General features: G+C 62.6%; 15 protein-coding genes. 12 read left to right on the top strand and 3 right to left on the bottom strand.

All coding sequences use genetic code 11. The features are described 5' to 3' along the window. Positions 1 to 267: 267 nt before the first annotated feature. From NSJP_RS04525 to NSJP_RS04485, 10 genes are all read left to right on the top strand, one after another. Entirely contained in the window at positions 268 to 612 is a 345-nt protein-coding gene (locus NSJP_RS04525) for a DUF2294 domain-containing protein (protein WP_080885741.1), read from the top strand. A 149-nt stretch (positions 613 to 761) separates the two neighbouring features. After that, on the top strand, positions 762 to 2,237 hold the full coding sequence (locus tag NSJP_RS04520; protein WP_080885740.1) for a protein adenylyltransferase SelO: 1,476 nt from the start codon (positions 762 to 764) through the stop codon (positions 2,235 to 2,237). A 105-nt stretch (positions 2,238 to 2,342) separates the two neighbouring features. Then, positions 2,343 to 5,567: a hypothetical protein gene (locus tag NSJP_RS04515; RefSeq protein ID WP_080885739.1), complete on the top strand. Its 3,225-nt coding sequence runs from the start codon at positions 2,343 to 2,345 to the stop codon at positions 5,565 to 5,567. A 9-nt stretch (positions 5,568 to 5,576) separates the two neighbouring features. Then, on the top strand, positions 5,577 to 6,296 hold the full coding sequence (locus tag NSJP_RS04510; protein ID WP_080885738.1) for an alpha/beta hydrolase: 720 nt from the start codon (positions 5,577 to 5,579) through the stop codon (positions 6,294 to 6,296). Then, positions 6,293 to 7,042, top strand: coding sequence for an alpha/beta hydrolase (locus tag NSJP_RS04505; RefSeq protein ID WP_080885737.1), 750 nt, complete (start codon positions 6,293 to 6,295; stop codon positions 7,040 to 7,042). The genes NSJP_RS04510 and NSJP_RS04505 overlap by 4 nt, the downstream gene beginning before the upstream one ends. A gap of 15 nt (positions 7,043 to 7,057) precedes the next feature. Next, positions 7,058 to 7,228, top strand: coding sequence for a hypothetical protein (locus NSJP_RS19145; RefSeq protein ID WP_155969879.1), 171 nt, complete (start codon positions 7,058 to 7,060; stop codon positions 7,226 to 7,228). 84 nt (positions 7,229 to 7,312) lie between these two features. Then, entirely contained in the window at positions 7,313 to 8,995 is a 1,683-nt protein-coding gene (gene ettA / locus NSJP_RS04500) for an energy-dependent translational throttle protein EttA (RefSeq protein ID WP_080885736.1), read from the top strand. 9 nt (positions 8,996 to 9,004) lie between these two features. Beyond that, positions 9,005 to 9,679 carry an SDR family oxidoreductase gene (locus NSJP_RS04495; protein ID WP_080885735.1) on the top strand — a complete coding sequence of 225 codons (675 nt, stop codon included), beginning with the start codon at positions 9,005 to 9,007 and terminating at the stop codon, positions 9,677 to 9,679. Further along, positions 9,676 to 10,548 carry an SDR family oxidoreductase gene (locus NSJP_RS04490; RefSeq protein WP_080885734.1) on the top strand — a complete coding sequence of 291 codons (873 nt, stop codon included), beginning with the start codon at positions 9,676 to 9,678 and terminating at the stop codon, positions 10,546 to 10,548. The genes NSJP_RS04495 and NSJP_RS04490 overlap by 4 nt, the downstream gene beginning before the upstream one ends. A gap of 38 nt (positions 10,549 to 10,586) precedes the next feature. Then, the gene (locus tag NSJP_RS04485; RefSeq protein ID WP_080885733.1) at positions 10,587 to 11,393 is read left to right on the top strand and encodes a DUF1295 domain-containing protein; all 807 of its coding nucleotides are present in this window, start codon (positions 10,587 to 10,589) and stop codon (positions 11,391 to 11,393) included. Here the strand turns inward: NSJP_RS04485 and NSJP_RS04480 are convergent. The 3 genes from NSJP_RS04480 to NSJP_RS20250 are packed head-to-tail and all read right to left on the bottom strand — an operon-like array spanning position 11,380 to position 13,553. Beyond that, positions 11,380 to 11,622 carry a tetratricopeptide repeat protein gene (locus tag NSJP_RS04480; protein WP_197685477.1) on the bottom strand — a complete coding sequence of 81 codons (243 nt, stop codon included), beginning with the start codon at positions 11,620 to 11,622 and terminating at the stop codon, positions 11,380 to 11,382. The two genes, NSJP_RS04485 and NSJP_RS04480, sit on opposite strands and share 14 nt — an antisense overlap. A 1-nt stretch (position 11,623) precedes the next feature. Further along, positions 11,624 to 13,195: a SulP family inorganic anion transporter gene (locus NSJP_RS04475; protein ID WP_080885732.1), complete on the bottom strand. Its 1,572-nt coding sequence runs from the start codon at positions 13,193 to 13,195 to the stop codon at positions 11,624 to 11,626. Between the two features lie 52 nt (positions 13,196 to 13,247). Beyond that, positions 13,248 to 13,553, bottom strand: a complete 306-nt coding sequence (locus NSJP_RS20250) for a transcriptional regulator (protein ID WP_456237785.1) — start codon at positions 13,551 to 13,553, stop codon at positions 13,248 to 13,250. A gap of 113 nt (positions 13,554 to 13,666) precedes the next feature. Here NSJP_RS20250 and NSJP_RS04470 point away from each other — a divergent pair, with 113 nt between their 5' ends. Beyond that, the gene (locus NSJP_RS04470) at positions 13,667 to 14,713 is read left to right on the top strand and encodes a glycerophosphodiester phosphodiesterase family protein (RefSeq protein ID WP_080885731.1); all 1,047 of its coding nucleotides are present in this window, start codon (positions 13,667 to 13,669) and stop codon (positions 14,711 to 14,713) included. Positions 14,714 to 14,836: 123 nt separating this feature from the next. Continuing rightward, the gene (gene hpnR / locus NSJP_RS04465) at positions 14,837 to 16,375 is read left to right on the top strand and encodes a hopanoid C-3 methylase HpnR (RefSeq protein WP_080885730.1); all 1,539 of its coding nucleotides are present in this window, start codon (positions 14,837 to 14,839) and stop codon (positions 16,373 to 16,375) included. The last annotated feature ends 60 nt before the right edge of the window (positions 16,376 to 16,435 follow it).

Below are 16,435 nucleotides of genomic sequence, written 5' to 3'. Positions count from 1 at the left end.
CTACGGCCCTGACGGCCGACCGTGACATCCTGCTCGCCTGCGACGCCACATCCGGGACGAGCAACACTGTCGGTCGACCGATCGTCGCCCATCATTAATACGGTGTTCGGACCAGCGTCAAGCAGGAATCGCGGCATGAGTCCACTCAACAGCCATCCGATGGTCCGAAAGACCTATGAATCCCATGCACGCCCGGCTGCTTGTTCGAGCCGCCGGGCGATTCTATAATCCGGAGGCACGCGGCGCGCCGTTGTCGAACATCACATCATGGAAAACGCTCTACGAAACGCCATCATCAAGTTCGAACAGGAATTCATGGGGCGCGGTCCCGACGACGTGCGGGCATTCATCGTTCGCGATCTGGTGGTGGTGCGGTTGAAAGGCGTGCTGACACCCGCCGAGCGCCAACTGGCCAAGACGCCCGAAGGAGTGGACATGGTGAAGCGGATCCGTCAGACATTGATCGCCCAAGGCCGCGACAAACTCTGCGAACAGGTCAGCGACATCACGGGGGCGAAAATCATCGGCCTCTTTACGGACATCGACGTACCGCTGGGGGAACGCGTCTTCGTCTTCACCGCCGACCGGGACATTCAGATCGGCCCGCGCTAGCAGCCGTCGACGCGAGAACGCAGCCGGAGGACTTTTTCAACATCTCTGCCGGGGCTTGAACAAACAGACATCCCGTCGGAAGAGCCCGAATAGGCTCGCGACGCCGAATCCCGGTTGAAAGACGATCGTTCGTCCTGGCATGCTGCACCATGGCCGATCGTACTCTTGAGACACTCCGTTTCGACAACAGCTACGCACGCCTTCCCGACGCCTTCTTCGCGAAGCTGAACCCGACGCCGTTCAATGCTCCGCCCCGACTGATCCACGGGAATCCCGCCGCCGCGGCGCTCATCGACCTGGACCCCGAGCAGTTTGCCCGTCCGGAATTTGCCGGAACGTTTGGCGGGAGTCTGTTGGCACCGGGCATGGATCCGTTGGCCATGCTCTATGCCGGCCACCAGTTCGGCGTCTATGTGCCGCAACTGGGTGATGGGAGGGCCATCCTGTTGGGAGAGGCAGTCAACGAGCGAGGCGGGACATGGGAACTGCATCTCAAGGGAGCGGGGATGACACCGTTTTCACGGGACGGTGACGGACGGGCGGTCTTGCGGTCGACGATACGCGAATATTTGTGCAGCGAGGCCATGCACGGCTTGGGCATCCCGACGACGCGGGCCCTGTGCCTGGTCGGCAGTGACGACAAGGTGTACCGGGAGGATGTCGAAACCGGCGCCATGCTGCTGAGGATGGCCCCGTCCCATGTCCGTTTCGGCACGTTCGAAGTCTTCTACTATCGGAAGCAGTACGATCGGCTGCGGGTCCTGGCCGACTACGTCGTCGACCGCCATTACCCGCATCTGCGAGGAACGGCGGATGCCGTGGCGCGCCTGTTCTTGGAGGTGGTCGAGCGGACGGCCGCGCTCATCGCGCAATGGCAGACCGTCGGCTGGGCCCATGGCGTCATGAACACGGACAACATGTCGATCCTCGGACTCACCCTCGACTACGGACCGTTCGGGTTCATGGATGATTACGACGCGGCGTTCGTCTGCAATCACTCCGATCACAACGGACGCTATGCCTTCAACCAGCAGCCGTACATCGGACTTTGGAACCTGAGTTGTCTGGCTCAGACGCTGCTGCCTCTGGCGCCCAAGGAAGCCTTGAAAGAGGCGCTGGACCGCTATACCCCGATCGTGGAGTCGGAGTTCCGGAGACGCATGCGCCTGAAGTTGGGACTGCGGGAAGAACGGAGCGGCGACGACGAATTGATCGGCGGACTCCTCGCCATGCTGCAGGAGAGCCACGCGGACTATACGCGTCTGTTCCGAGAGCTCGGCCGGTTCGACAGCGCACCGGGCGCGACGAACGAGTCTCTGCGCGAGTATTTTCTGGACCGCGATCGCTTCGCGGCCTGGGCGGTGCGGTACCGGGAGCGGCTGCGGGACGAAGGCGACGCCGATGACGACCGGCGCGAGCGGATGGACCGGGTCAATCCCTGCTACGTGCTGCGAAACTATCTCGCCCAGACGGCCATCGAGAAGGCGCAGCGGAAGGATTTTTCCGAGATCGAGCGGCTGTTCGATCTGTTGCGCGATCCCTACCGCGAGCGACCCGGGATGGAACCCTATGCCGCTGCGCCTCCCAACTGGGGCAAACATCTGGCGGTGAGTTGTTCGTCGTGACCGGCCCGTGAAGGCTCGAGCGCGCAGTCCGAGATACGTTCCCGCCTTGCAGGTCCCCTCGTAGAATGTTGTAGAGTGGCCTTCTCACGCCAGGGGGGAGGACCGGTGGCCAAGACGCGCAGTGATTCGAAGCTTGCAGTAGCGGGTGCATTGACGCTCGCGCTCGCCATCGGCGGCGTCCTCCTGGTCAAGGAACCGTTACGCAGCTCGCGACCGGTCGGATCCACGCTCGAGCTGCGGCCCGGCTCAACCGAGCAGGTCGTCCGGGCGCGCCTATGGGAGGATCCCATCGCCGCGGTGGAGCGGGCGATCCGCCAGTCCGGGTCCAAACCGTCGTCCGGCGCGGACGCGTCTCTGGCGCACCGGCTCATGCCGCTGCGAAAGACCATCACGGAACGGGTGGAGAGCGGCCAGCGCGTGACAGTGCTGCTGGTTACGACCAGCGGCGGACCCTACGTCGACAACGTCGAATCCCGCATCCGCGACCGGTATGCCATCGGCACGGCGCTCGGTGTGGGTTGCTACGCTCCGGAGGGGGAAGGGTACCTCTCCTTCGTCGAATGGGAGCCTCGCGGCGCGATACCGGGGCTTCCCTATGAATGGTACCGGCTCAGGAGGACGCGGCTGTGCGGGGCGGAGGATGCGCGCGCGGACAGCGTACTCGTGGTCTGGTTTGCCGACGAGGCGTTGAGGCGGGGATTTCTCGCGACCTTGACGTCCTTCTCGCAGGCGCTGGTCTGCGAAGACTCCGCGCAAGGCGAGTGCCTGCTCACCCAACAATCTCCCAAACTGGTGCGGATTCGCTCCGCGCTGCAACGAGCCGTGACCGTCAAGATCATGGGCCCGCGCAGCTCGTCCGGTTTCCGGTCCATTTTGGACGAGGCCGGCCAATTGGCCGGGCAGTCCCGAGACGGGATCGGATTCTGGCCGAACGCCGACGGCACCGTCGAACTCTATTCGCCATGGGCCAGCGCGATGAAGGGACTTCTGGCGTACGGACTCAAGGCGGAATCCGGGCGGGGAGCGGCCTGCAGGACGTACGAAGATTGCGAGCATGAATTCCATCGTCGGCTGAAGGACGCCCGTATCCGGTTGGTCTATGAAATCGGATCCGACGATGTGCTCTTCGAAGCGCTGGTCGCGGAATTAGAGCGGCGGCAGGTGAGGTTGGGCTGGGATGCCGTCATCCTCATCGGAGAGTGGGATTCTTTCTACGGCCGGGCTTTGCCCATCGAATTCCGCGCCGCCGCCTGCGTCAGGGTTGCCGCGCTCCCCGAGCAGGAGCTCAAACGGATCCTCGTCCCTACCGAAATCAAAGAGCGTTGTCCCACGGTCCCGCGCGCGGTCGACCTCCAGGTCCAGCGTCCGGCCGACTATGAAGACCTCCGGCTCAACGTCTTTCGTTACAGCTATCTCAGCGGCTTGGACGGGGAAGTGCCGGGCGACGACGGGGCCCGCGCCCGGGCCGCGAGGGCGAGCGCCGATCAATCGAAGGATCCGGCCGCCGATCGGCCGGAAGGAACGAGTCAGCTCGACTACGTGCGGGCGTTGACCGCGAGGATCTATGAAGAAGGAGAAGGGGCGAGGGCCATCGGCATCCTTGGCACGGATCCCTACGACGCCCTGCTGATCATCAAAGCGCTCCGACCGTCGTTCCCTCATGCCATTTTCTTCACCGTCGATCTGGACGGGCGTCACCTGCATCCCAGCGAATACCGGTCGACCCGCAATCTGGTCGTAGCCTCGCGGTTCGGGCTGCAATTGGAAGGAGGGCTGCAGCGCGATGTGCCCCCGTTTCGCAGCAGCTACCAGGCCGCCACGTATTTTGCCGCCCTGCAGGCGGTGGGACACATCGTGTGCCTGCCCGGGGGACAGCCGCAGCCCGGCCACTGTACCTCCTCCTACCATGTCTCGTTGACGCCGGACGATCGTGTGTACGATCCGGGCGTGCATCCCAGGCTTTTCGAGGTGGGGCGAAACGGTGCCGTCGATTTGAGCGTCGTGGAAAAAGAAGGCGTTCGGACCATCCATCCGCTGCGGGGTGATCTCGCGTACCGGGACGACCACGGTCAGCTCAAGCAGGGGACGGGGTTTAACGACACGGCGGTGGCGGTATCGGGGATCGTGGGCCTTCTGATCATGACCATCGTGGTCTGGAGCAACCAGCGACTCTGGAACTGGGCGTCCGAAAAACCCAAACAGGTCGGCGCACTGGCCCTGCTGGTCCTGGCGTCCTTCTCGGCGTTCCTGGCATTGGGGGGCGCGCCCGCTCTCCTGGCCGGGCACGACGAAGGAGAGCCGTTTTCCTGGACGGACGGGGTGAGCATCTGGCCGAGCGAGCTGCTGCGGCTCGTCGTAGTCGTCATGAGCGTCGTGTTCCTGGCCAAGGGTGCGCGGGACCTCACGCACAACAGCGACCGGCTCGACCGGCGATTTCGATTCAAGGCCGACTCACGGCCGCAAGCGTTCGGGGCCGCCTCGTTTTGGGCGAACCTCCAGCGTGTCTATCATCCGTCTGCAACCAGGATTCCGACCACGATGGATCAAACCTGGTCCTGGTATCGCGAAGCCGGCAGGCCGGCCCAGCGCGTCGCGCGGACGGTTCTCCTGTTCCTGCTGTATCTGGGCGTCATGTGGTCGTTGAAACGATGGGTGCTCGACGAAGAAATGATCCATCCCTGCCGGGGAACGCTGAGTTGCGCCGTGGATTCGTTCATGACGCTGGCAACGGCCGCCATCGTCGTCCTCCTGAATCTGGCCGTCTTCGACGCAGTGATGCTGTGCCGACGCTGGATCGGCTGGGTCACGACCTCGACCGGCGGGTGGTCCGATCAGGTGCAGGACGAGTACCTCCGAGACTACGGTCTCGGCGAGACGCACAAGACCGAGTTTCAGAAGCTGAAGTATCTGGCGGTGATCGACCTGATCGGCCTGAGGACGGAGGCCGTGAACCGCATCATCCGGTATCCCTTCATTGCGCTGCTCATCATGATCGCCGCCCGCAACGACTACTTCGACGTCTGGAACTATCCCAAATTGTTGCTGCTCATGTGGTCAGTGAACATCCTGCTCGCGCTGATGGGCGCCTATTTGCTCTATCAGGCGGCCAACAGCGCGAAAGCGGCCATGTTGGCCGGGTTGAGCCGGCAGATGGTACAGACGCTCGGAGTCGGAAAGGACCACGATGTCCGGACGAGGCAGATCCAGCACATCATCGGCGAGGTGGAAGCCAACGAGCAGGGGGCCTTCGTGCCGTTGTATCAGCAGCCGGTCATCGAGTCGTCGCTCTACGGAATCATCGCGCTGCTTCAATATCTGTATATGAGATAGCGGGAATTTATGCGCGAAGAACGCGCGGGCGGACTCAGGATCAGACTGACGGGTGGAACGGACGGACGGGGTGGAGGCTCGGGACCTGCCGTGATCCTCTTGCACGGTTTCGGCGCGCCGGGAAACGACCTGGTCCCGATCGGCGACGCCTTGGCGGTGCCGCCGGGGACGCGATTCATCTTTCCCGAAGGCCCGCTCTCGTTGAGCTTCGGGTACGGAGACTCCCGGGCCTGGTGGTTGATCGACATGGCGCGGCTGGAGGCGGACCGCGCGGCGGGCCGTGTCCGGGACCTCTCGACGGAGGTGCCCAGGGGGCTGCCACAGGCGCGAGCGGCGCTGGAACAACTGCTGGTCGAATTGCCCCGCGTGCTGCCGGTCGATTACAAGAAGACCGTGATCGGCGGATTTTCCCAGGGCGCCATGTTGACGTGCGACCTGGCCATGCGGACGGCGCATCCGTTTGCCGGACTCGTGCAATTATCCGGAACCTTGCTCGCGCGCCAGGAATGGCGGCCCTCCGTTGCGAAGCGGTCCGGATTTCCCGTATTTCAGAGCCACGGCACGCAGGATCCGATCCTTCCCTACGGGATGGCCGAACGGCTGCGGGACGCGCTGACGCAGGCGGGGCTTGCGGTCGCCTGGCACAGTTTCCGAGGGGGACACGAAATTCCCGAGCCGGTCATGCGTCAATTGAGCGCCTTCCTGACGAACCTGCTGAATCGGCCATGAAGACCATGCGAGAATTCGACGTGAAGGGCGCCGACGGCAGATCGATCCGCGGGGATGTCGCGGAAGGCGCCGAACGCCAAGTCCTCTTCATTACGGGATTTCTTTCCAGACGTTGGGGCGGCAAGAGCAAAGCCTTGGCCCAGTGGTGCATGGAACGGGGCTGGGGATTCTGTTGCTATGACGTGCGAGGATTCGGAGAGTCGGAAGGGACGTTTACGGACTACAGTCTCTCGGATTGGTTGGACGATGCCCGCGTCGTGCTGTCCATGCTCAAGCAGGGGCCGCCCGTCACGATCGTCGGCAATTCGTTGGGCGGCTGGATCGCCTGGTTGATGGCCCGGGAGTTCGACCGTATCGATCGGCTGATTCTTATCGCGCCGGCCTTCAACATGATGGGCATCCGCGCAAGGGACATCCCCGATCAACGTCGACGCGATTGGATCAGGCTGGGCTCGATGCCGTGGGATGACGACCCTCTGCACAAAGACTGGCCACTCTCCTGGAAGTGGGTGGAGGAGAGCGAGGCCTTGTGGAACACGAATTTCGACCGGCTCAGACCGGTGAGGACGAGCATCATGCACGGATTGGAGGATACGGCGATCGCGCCGGAGGGCAGCCGGCGGTTCGTTGAACAACTTCGCATGCGGGTGCCGTCGTTTCCTGTCGAGCTTCAATTTGTTTCCGGAGACCACCGATTGAGCGGTCCGGAGCATATCGAGCTCTTGCGCCGGCTGCTCGTCGAATAACCGTGAGGTGCCGCCATGTTGACGCTCATCCATAGAGAATGCGGAGGCCCGGCGCTCGAAACCAATACGGCCGTCGGGGAAGTGTGCGCGCTCCCTGTCGATCGGTTTCCCTTCCCCTGTTTCACCTGCCTGGAAGACATCCTCGACGAATCCGAAGTGCGGCTGTCCGAAGAGCTGGGCATCTAAACGCTCGCACGATCGGCGTGAATTGAGCTTCCGTCGGTCGGTCTGCTAAGGTAGAACCCTTTTGATCAACCGGCAAAGGAGCCTATGGCGACCAACGATAAACAGGTCATCTTTTCTCTCGTCAACGTGGGCAAGGTGTACCCGCCCAAGAAGCAGGTCCTGCGGGAGATTTATCTCGGCTTTTACTACGGGGCGAAGATCGGCGTGCTCGGGCTCAACGGGTCGGGCAAGAGTTCGCTGCTGAAGATCATTGCGGGCGTGGATGAGAATTACACGGGCGAGATCACCAGGTCGAAAGGCTACAGCGTGGGACTTCTCGAACAGGAGCCCGGGCTGGATCAGGACAAGACGGTCAAAGAGGTGGTCGAGGAAGGCAAGCACGAGCTGGTGGCGCTCTTGAAAGCCTATGAGGACGTCAGCAACAAAATCGGCGAGGCGTCGCCGGACGAGATGGAGAAGCTCCTCGACAAGCAGGCGCAGCTTCAGGAGCAGATCGAGGCGGCAAACGGATGGGAATTGGAGAACGAGCTCGAGATTGCGATGGATGCACTCCGATGTCCTCCGTCGGATCAAAAGATTTCCACGCTGTCGGGCGGAGAGAAGCGTCGGGTCGCCCTCTGCCGGCTGATGATCCAGGAGCCGGACATCCTGTTGTTGGACGAGCCGACGAACCATCTCGACGCGGAATCCGTGCAATGGCTGGAGCAGCACTTGCAGCAGTACAAGGGCACCGTGATCGCCGTGACGCACGACCGCTATTTTCTCGACAATGCCGCCGGTTGGATTCTGGAGCTCGACCGCGGCCATGGCATTCCGTTTCAAGGCAACTATTCCTCGTGGCTCGAACAGAAGCAGGAACGGCTGGCTCAGGAGGAGAAGGCGGAATCCAAACGCAAGAAGACGCTGGAGCACGAGCTGGAGTGGATCCGCATGTCTCCGAAGGCCCGCCAGTCGAAAGGCAAGGCGCGGCTCAACCGGTATGAAGAACTGGTCAATCAGGCGCAGGAGCAACGCACCGAAGATTTGGAAATCTTCATTCCGCCCGGCCCCAGACTGGGTGACGTCGTGGTAGAGGCGAAAAGCGTGACGAAGGCCTTCGGCGACCGCCTCCTCTATGAGAACATCAGCTTCAACCTGCCGAAGGGCGGCATCGTGGGGGTGGTCGGACCGAACGGCGCCGGCAAGACGACGCTGTTCAAGATGATCATCGGCAAGGAGAAGCCGGACGCCGGTACGATCAAGATCGGGGAGACGGTCAAGCTGGGGTACGTGGATCAGGATCGCAGCCTCGACAACAGCAAGACCGTCTACGAGGTGATCTCCGACGGCCACGACACGATCAAGCTGGGCAAGATCGAAGTCAACGCGCGGGGCTACTGTGCGCGCTTCAATTTCGCCGGGACGGACCAGCAGAAGAAGGTCAAAGACTTGTCCGGTGGAGAACGCAATCGCGTCCATTTGGCCCGGATGCTGAAAGAAGGGGCGAATCTAATCATTCTCGACGAGCCCACCAACGATCTCGATGTGAACACGTTGCGCGCCCTGGAGGAAGGGTTGGAAAATTTTGCCGGCTGCGCCGTCATCAGCAGCCACGACCGGTGGTTCCTCGACCGCATCGCCACGCATATTCTCGCGTTCGAAGGCGACAGCAAGGTCGTGTGGTTCGAAGGCAACTACAGCGAATACGAAGCGGACCGCAAGAAACGTCTCGGCAAGGAAGCGGACCAGCCGCATCGGATTCGATATCGCAAATTGACCCGTCAATAAGGGACGGCTGTGACCGCTGCGCTCTCAAAGCGGCGGGTGTTCATGACGGGCGCCTCGGGCTATCTCGGGAGTCGCCTGATTCCCCTTCTTCTGGACGCGGGGCACAGCGTCCACGCCCTTCTGAGGGCGTCCTCGCGACACCGGCCGCCGGCGGGTTGCACGTGCCTGTGGGGCGATCCGTTGGACGGCGCCACGTTTCAGGACGGAATCAGGGGCTGCGACACCTTCCTCCAACTCGTCGGAACCCCCAAACCGGCGCCCTGGAAAGGGGCGCAGTTTCGGAACGTCGACCGCGTCTCGGGATTGGCGTCGATCGCTGCCGCGACGCAGAGCGGGCGACCGCATTTCATTTACATCAGTGTGGCTCATCCGGCCCCGATCATGAAGGACTACATCGCCGTACGGGCCGAGTGTGAAACCGCGCTGGTGGGCAGCGGGATGCCGGCGACGATCCTGCGTCCTTGGTACGTGCTGGGCCCCGGCCACTGGTGGCCGATCCTCCTTGCGCCGGCCTACCGGATCGCGGAACAGTGGCCTTCCACCAGCGAGGCGGCCGGCCGTCTGGGCTTGCTGACCATTCAAGACATGCTGAATGCGCTGGTCTGGTCCGTGGAGCATCCGGCGGAAACAATTCGAGAGATGAACGTGCCCGACATCCGGCGGCTGACCGGCGGGGGCCGGTGAAACCGGTCGTCGTGGTGACCGGCGCCGGTGGATTGATCGGCCAGTATCTGGTCCGCACCGCTCCCCGCTGGGCGCCCGACTGGGAGGTCCGAGGCCTGACGCGGCGCGACCTCGAGCTCACGCAGGTTCCGGCAGTGGAGACGATGTGGGAGACGCTCAATCCTCATGCCGTCATCCATTGTGCCGCGTTGAGCCGGACCAAGGACTGCGAGCAAGACCCGGGAGCTGCTCGCCTGGCGAACGTGCTGGTCACGACACACCTCTCGACCCTATCGCGCGACGTTCCCTTCATCTTTCTTTCCAGCGGAGAGGTCTTCGACGGCCGACGGGGGTGGTACGAAGAGGCGGATGAGGCCGTCCCGATCAATGTCTACGGCCGGACGAAGCTCGAGGCGGAGCGGATCGTGCTCGGCAATCCGAAACACTCGGTCGTCCGGATCGTGCTGACCGCCGGCACCTCGGCGGCAGGGGATCGGAGCTTCGTCGAAGACATGTGCCGAGCCGCCCGCGCGGGCAAGGATGTGAGACTCTATGCGGACGAATTCCGCTGTCCGCTGCCGGCGGGGGCCATTGCGCGGGCCGTGTGGGATCTGCTCGGAGCCGGGCGGCCCGGTCTCTATCACCTCGGCGGCTCGGATCGTCTGTCACGATGGGAGATCGGCGAGAAGCTACTTCCCTACTATCCGGTCCTATCGGGACGGCTGATCCGAGGCTCAGGGCGCGATCATGTCGGGGCGCCACGGCCGGCGGATCTGTCCCTTTGCTGCGACAAGATTCAAACGCTCCTGTCCTTTCGGCTTCCCGGGTTCGCACAGTGGCTGGAGCGGCGGGGATCGGACGGAGATCCGTGGGACTATCCCGCGTCATGACCGAGCCATTCCGGTTCATCAGTTCGGCGGGGACGTAAATGGCTTCCGATCCGCACACGTTGGTGTTCACCGCCTATCTCACCATGGCCGGAGTGATGGCCGGCCTCTGGATGCTCCAACTTCTGCATCGCAACGCCTCGCTCGCCGACGTGGGTTGGTGCGCCGGGCTTATCGCGACCGTTTGCTGGTATGCCGCGCAGGCATCGGGCGATGCCGAACGGAAGATGCTTGCGGTCGTGATGGTCTCGGTCTATGCGGGACGTCTCGGAATCCATCTCCTCTTCGACCGTCTCATCGGCAAGGCCGAGGATGCCCGGTACCGCCGCCTTCGAGCCGAGTGGGGGCGCGCAGAACGCCTCAAGATGTTCGGCTATTTCCACCTCCAGGCCGCGGCGGTCGCGCTGTTCTCTCTGCCGTTCCTGGTCCTGACTCAGAATCCGCGCCCGCCGTTCGGGTTGATCGAGGTAGTCGGGGCGATCGTCTGGATCGTGGCGGTGGGAGGAGAGGCGGTGGCCGATCGCCAACTCGCGGCGTTCCGCGCCAAACCCGCAAACAGAAGCCGTGTGTGCCGCGAAGGGCTCTGGTACTATTCGCGGCACCCGAATTATTTCTTCGAATGGCTGCACTGGTGGGCCTACGTCGTCATGACGATCGGATCGCCGGGGTGGCTGCTGACCTGGCTTGCGCCATTGGGAATGGGCTGGGCACTGGTGAAGTTCACGGGCATTCCGCCTGCCGAGCAACAGGCCCTCGAGAGGCGGGGGGACGAATATCGGATCTATCAGAAGACGACGAGTGCGCTCGTGCCGTGGTTTCCGCGGCCGTGGCCGACTAGTCGCGGTTGAGCTTCGCCAGACGCGCGCGGGCGGTGTTCGCTTCGGGGCTGGTCGGATATTGCCGGACGAGCTCTTCATAGAGCTGCTTGGCGTGGGGTAGGTTCATCTGCCGTTCCTCGAACTCGGCGGTCTCCAGCAGTTCCTTCGGCTTGTCGCCGGTACAACCGGCCGCCGAGAGCGTCACGAACAGCAGCATGGCCGCCGCCAGCCCGCCAGTCGAATCGATGGTGCGTCTCACCTTAATAAATCCATTTCCGCCACCCGGTGGCCGCTCGTACGTCTTTTCTCGCGTGGTACGACAACCCGTTGAGCTTGTCCCAATCCAGATCAACCCTGCCGCCGGATGCGGTGTGCAGTTTCGCCCAGGACTCGAGAAGTTGCAAGCAGGCGTGATCGATGTGCCGGAGAGAGGAAAACCGGACCTCGAGATCGGTGGACGGCGGCACCGCCTCCAAGGCCGTCGCTAATCGGGGCAGGCTGACGAAAGTCGCGATGCCCTGCAGATTGAGCATCAGCCTCCCGGTCGATGGATCGCGCTCGAGGGAGGCATCGAGATTCTGCGTGGTATACAGCAGCTTGGCGAGAGCCAGTCCCACTCCGACGAGCACGCCGGTCAGCAAATTGGTGACGACGATCGTCCCGAGCGTGGCGGCGTAGATCAGCACCTCGCTCGAACCGTGCCGTCGGAGTTCCCGGACGACCTCGACGTTCATGAGCTTGTAGCCCGTGAATACGAGCACGGCGCCGAGGCTGGCGGTCGGAATCAGGCGCAAGATGAACGGAAGAAACGAGACGAACAGCAGCAGCCACCCTCCGTGCATCATGGCGGACGCGCGTGAACGTGCGCCGGCTTCGACATTCGCCGCGCTGCGGACGATGACGCCGGTCATCGGCAGGACGCCCAGGAACCCGCACAAGAGGTTGCCGGTGCCTTGCGCGAAGAGCTCTCTGTTGTAACGGGTGCGCGGACCATGATGAAGCTGATCGACGGCAGTCGCTGAGAGGAGCGTCTCGACGCTTGCGATCAGCGCCAGGGCCAGGGCCTCGCCGAGAATCGCGGGGTCCAGCAGGTGGCGCATGGAATCGAGCGTGGGAGGATTGATGATCGTGAGGAGATTGTCCCGGACTTTGATGTGGGCGATGTCGAGACCCAGCAGAGCCGTCGTCACCGTGGCGAGCGATACGCCGATCAGGACGGATGGTAAGGCTTTGAGCGTCCTCGGCGCATACAGATTCCACATGACGATCCCCACAATCGTCAGGACGCCGATCCGCGCCGCGAGATGGTGATTCATCGGTGCGCTGTCGTCCTGCACCAGTCCTTTCCAGATGGCGGAGGGCAGGGTGGCCAGATTCTCCAACCCCGAGCCCTTGGGGAGGTCGTCGATCATGATGTGGAACTGGCTCGCGCAAATCAGCACACCGATGCCGGCCAGCATGCCGTGCACGACGGCCGGGGACACCGCGCGGAACCATTGTCCCAGTTGGAGCCAAGCCCAATTCATTTGAATGATGCCGGCGAGCACGATGATCAAGGCCAACCGTTCCATGCCTTGCTCATGAATGATCTCGTAGACAATGACGGTCAGGCCGGCCGCCGGCCCGCTCACCTGGAGCGGACAGCCGGCCAGCGCCCCCGCGACCAAACCTCCGACGATACCGGTGATGATGCCGGTTGCCGGCGGGGCGCCCGACGCGACGGCAATGCCCATGCACAGCGGCAGGGCGACGAGAAAGACCACGACCGAGGCCAACAGGTCGTGGTTAAACGTTTCCCATCGGAATTGAAGTCGAAACGCCTGAGAGGTCATGATCTGCGACCACAGGGACGGGGATACATGGCGCTCCTACCGTACACGCCGATCAGGTGCGCGTCTCGATCATATACTCCGGTGCGGAGATTGCCTCGCTCCGGCAGCGGGGACAGCGGCTTGGGCGAGTCAGGCGAGTTCGGTCGCGGAAGGCAAACCCGCACTCATGACATGCGGACGGCCGCAATATGAAGCGACGGGAGTAGTCTCGCGCCAGAGACCTGACCACGTGCTCGAGGTGTTCCTCCACCTGTCGCTCGCTGATGCTCACCAGTGCGGCGAGCTGCCGAGCGGTCCGGGATGTTCCGGTCAGCAACAGAGAGAGCTGCTGCCGGAGGGTCTGACTTCGACTGTACATCGTGGGGCGTATGGTAGTGGTTCGCTCCGTGAAAACCAAGCGCGGCCGTCCGTCCCAACAGGGTTGGATGGATCCTTGACAGGCTGCAGGCGAGAGGACTACCTAAGTCGGCCATGAGCTCGGGTCTGAAGCTGATACTCGCGGTGATGTCCGCCACGGTCATGTTGACCGCGGGACTGTGGCTTGCCTGCGGGGTTCTGGGGGGAACCGCCAGAGGAAAGCGAGTGGCCAAGGCCTTGAACATTCCCCGCCCCGCCGTCATCGCCCATCGCGGCGCCTCGCACCTGGCTCCGGAAAGCACCGTGCCCGCGTATCTGATGGCTCGGGAGCTCGGCGCGGATTATCTGGAAATCGACCTGCAACGAACCAAAGACGGCACATTGGTGGTCGTGCACGACGACGATTTGTCCCGTACGACCAATGTGGCGGAGGTTTTTCCCGGGCGTGAAAAAGACACCATAGACACCTTTACCTTTGCGGAGCTGGCGCAGCTCGACGCCGGGTCCTGGTTCAATCGGACTTTTCCGGACCGGGCGCGCGGTTCGTTCAAGGGACTGCGGATCCTCAGGATGGATGAGGTCATCGCCCTGGCCGAGTCGGGAACCAGGCGTCCCGGTCTCTACATCGAGACGAAGGCCGCCAGCCGGTTCCCGGGGATCGAAGAACAGCTGGTCGGTGCCTTGAGGCAACGAGGATGGATCGAGGACAGCGAAGGGCCGCCGTCCGGGCGTGTGATTTTTCAGTCGTTCGAGCCGAACAGCCTGGTTCGGCTGAAGTCGCTTGCACCGCGAGTTCCTCGACTGCTCCTGCTCGATGAGCTCATGGTGGCCCGGGAAGGGCTGGACTCGTTGATGAAGATCGCGTCGGATGTCGGTTCCGGCGTCGGGACGTGGGGCGTTAGGTGGGCCTTCAGCCCGTACTGGTCTCTTACGGCCGCACCCAAACGGTATCTTACGACCTGGCCCTGGCATACGGGTCAGGCTCACGAGGCCGGGTTGTTCGTCCATCCCTGGACGATCAACGAGCGGTGGGAAATGTGGATGGTGACCCTGAGCGGAGCGGATGGATTCTTTACCGATCGCGCGGACGTGGCACTGGCGGTCGTGGGGAAACCCGGGCGGGATGAACCGCAGACACTTTGGAACCGAATAGGCTACTAGGAGAAACCCTTGCCGCCAATGCGGCGCGGTTTCTTAGTTGAACGAACGATCTGACTTCTGCCAGAATTCGCCGGGACCTACATTCTGAGACGACAAGTCTTTTCCGCTTCGCGGTCTGCCGGTATGAAATTTCTCGCCGTGCATCCTGGCCCCCTCATGTACACGAAAATTTACCTGCGGCTTGAGCCGTTGGGCCTTGAGCTGGTGGCCCAAGCCGTTCGTCAGGCGGGGCATGAGGTCCGACTGATCGATCTGCAAGTGGAAACGTGGAAGGATTATTTTGCGCTCGTGCGAACCTGGAAACCCGATGCGGTCGCGTTCTCATGCAATTATTTGGCGAACGTGCCGGAAATCGTGGATCTCGCCAAAGCAACCAAGCAGCAGGCGCCGAACGCGTTTGTATTCGTCGGAGGCCACAGCGCCTCGTTCGTGGCTCGTGATCTGCTCCGGCATGCCGAGGGCGCCATCGATTGTGTGCTCAAGGGAGAGGGAGAAGTCTCGGTTCCTCTGTTGTTGCAGGCGGTGGAGCATGACCGGGGCGCCGTGTCGACCGTGCCGGGAGCGGTGACGCCCGACGGGGAGGGGCCGCCCCCGCGGTTCGTTGACAGCCTGGACGACCTGCGGCCGGCGCGCGACTTGGTCCGCCACCGCCGGAAGTATTTCATCGGTGTGCTGGATCCCTGCGCCTCGATCGAATTTGCGCGCGGGTGCCCCTGGGATTGTTCCTTCTGCAGCGCCTGGACGTTTTACGGCCGCAGCTACCGCACGGTGAGTCCCGAAAAGGCCGTCGAGGATCTTTCGATGGTGGCCGAGCCGGGTATTTTTCTGGTCGACGACGTCGCGTTCATTCAAGCCAAGCAGGGATTCGAAATCGGCGAGGCGATCGCGCGGCGGGGAATCAAGAAACAGTATTACCTCGAGACGCGCGGCGACGTGCTGCTGCGCAACAAGGAGGTTTTCAAGTTTTGGAAGACGCTGGGTTTGCAATATATGTTTCTGGGCGTGGAGGCGATCGACGAGGAAGGCCTCCGCATGCACCGGAAACGCATCTCCTTGGGGCGCAATTTCGAGGCATTGGAATTCGCCCGCTCCCTCGGCATTACCGTGGCCATCAACCTGATCGCCGATCCCGACTGGGACCGGAAGCGATTCGAGGTGATCAGGCAGTGGTGCCTGGAAATCCCGGAGATCGTCAACATCAGCGTCAATACTCCCTATCCCGGCACGGAGAGCTGGCACACCGAATCGCGGAAGTTCAAGACGCGCGATTACCGCCTCTTCGACATCCAACACGCGGTGCTGCCGACGAGGATGCCCCTTCCCGAGTTTTACGAGGAGCTGGTCAAGACCCAACAGGTGCTGAACAAAAAGCATCTGGGGTGGACCGCGCTCAAATCCACTGCGAAGCTCGCGGCGGGACACCTGCTGCGTGGTCAGACGAATTTCGTCAAGATGTTGTGGAAGTTTAACAGCGTGTATGATCCCAGGCTGCAGATGGCCGACCATCAGCGCTCCGTGCCGTACGAAATGTCCCTGCCGGGGTCGGCGCCGGAGAACTCGAAGCTCCTCTATATCTTGCCGCAGAAGGGTCGGAAGGGTCGCGCCCTCGACGAATCCAGCGAGCAATTCGTCGAAGCCTCGCGCACCGGCACCGGCATCTAATCTCTCACATTCTTCGCCTCCGAACGGGCCCGTCTCCTGGTATACTTGGCGTCGAAACTG

Source organism: Nitrospira japonica (assembly GCF_900169565.1).
Taxonomy (GTDB): Bacteria; Nitrospirota; Nitrospiria; order Nitrospirales; family Nitrospiraceae; genus Nitrospira_C; species Nitrospira_C japonica_A.
Note: the sequence above shows the minus strand (reverse complement) of the source record. Positions and strands in the feature narration are given on the sequence as shown.

What these genes read in the sequence shown, in the direction of transcription:
- NSJP_RS04525 (WP_080885741.1), top strand. Translation starts at nt 268, where the DNA reads ATGGAAAACGCTCTACGAAACGCCATCATCAAGTTCGAACAGGAATTC.
- NSJP_RS04520 (WP_080885740.1), top strand. Translation starts at nt 762, where the DNA reads ATGGCCGATCGTACTCTTGAGACACTCCGTTTCGACAACAGCTACGCA.
- NSJP_RS04510 (WP_080885738.1), top strand. Translation starts at nt 5,577, where the DNA reads ATGCGCGAAGAACGCGCGGGCGGACTCAGGATCAGACTGACGGGTGGA.
- NSJP_RS04505 (WP_080885737.1), top strand. Translation starts at nt 6,293, where the DNA reads ATGAAGACCATGCGAGAATTCGACGTGAAGGGCGCCGACGGCAGATCG.
- NSJP_RS19145 (WP_155969879.1), top strand. Translation starts at nt 7,058, where the DNA reads ATGTTGACGCTCATCCATAGAGAATGCGGAGGCCCGGCGCTCGAAACC.
- ettA (WP_080885736.1), top strand. Translation starts at nt 7,313, where the DNA reads ATGGCGACCAACGATAAACAGGTCATCTTTTCTCTCGTCAACGTGGGC.
- NSJP_RS04485 (WP_080885733.1), top strand. Translation starts at nt 10,587, where the DNA reads ATGGCTTCCGATCCGCACACGTTGGTGTTCACCGCCTATCTCACCATG.
- NSJP_RS04475 (WP_080885732.1), bottom strand. Translation starts at nt 13,195, where the DNA reads ATGACCTCTCAGGCGTTTCGACTTCAATTCCGATGGGAAACGTTTAAC.
- NSJP_RS20250 (WP_456237785.1), bottom strand. Translation starts at nt 13,553, where the DNA reads ATGTACAGTCGAAGTCAGACCCTCCGGCAGCAGCTCTCTCTGTTGCTG.
- NSJP_RS04470 (WP_080885731.1), top strand. Translation starts at nt 13,667, where the DNA reads ATGAGCTCGGGTCTGAAGCTGATACTCGCGGTGATGTCCGCCACGGTC.
- hpnR (WP_080885730.1), top strand. Translation starts at nt 14,837, where the DNA reads ATGAAATTTCTCGCCGTGCATCCTGGCCCCCTCATGTACACGAAAATT.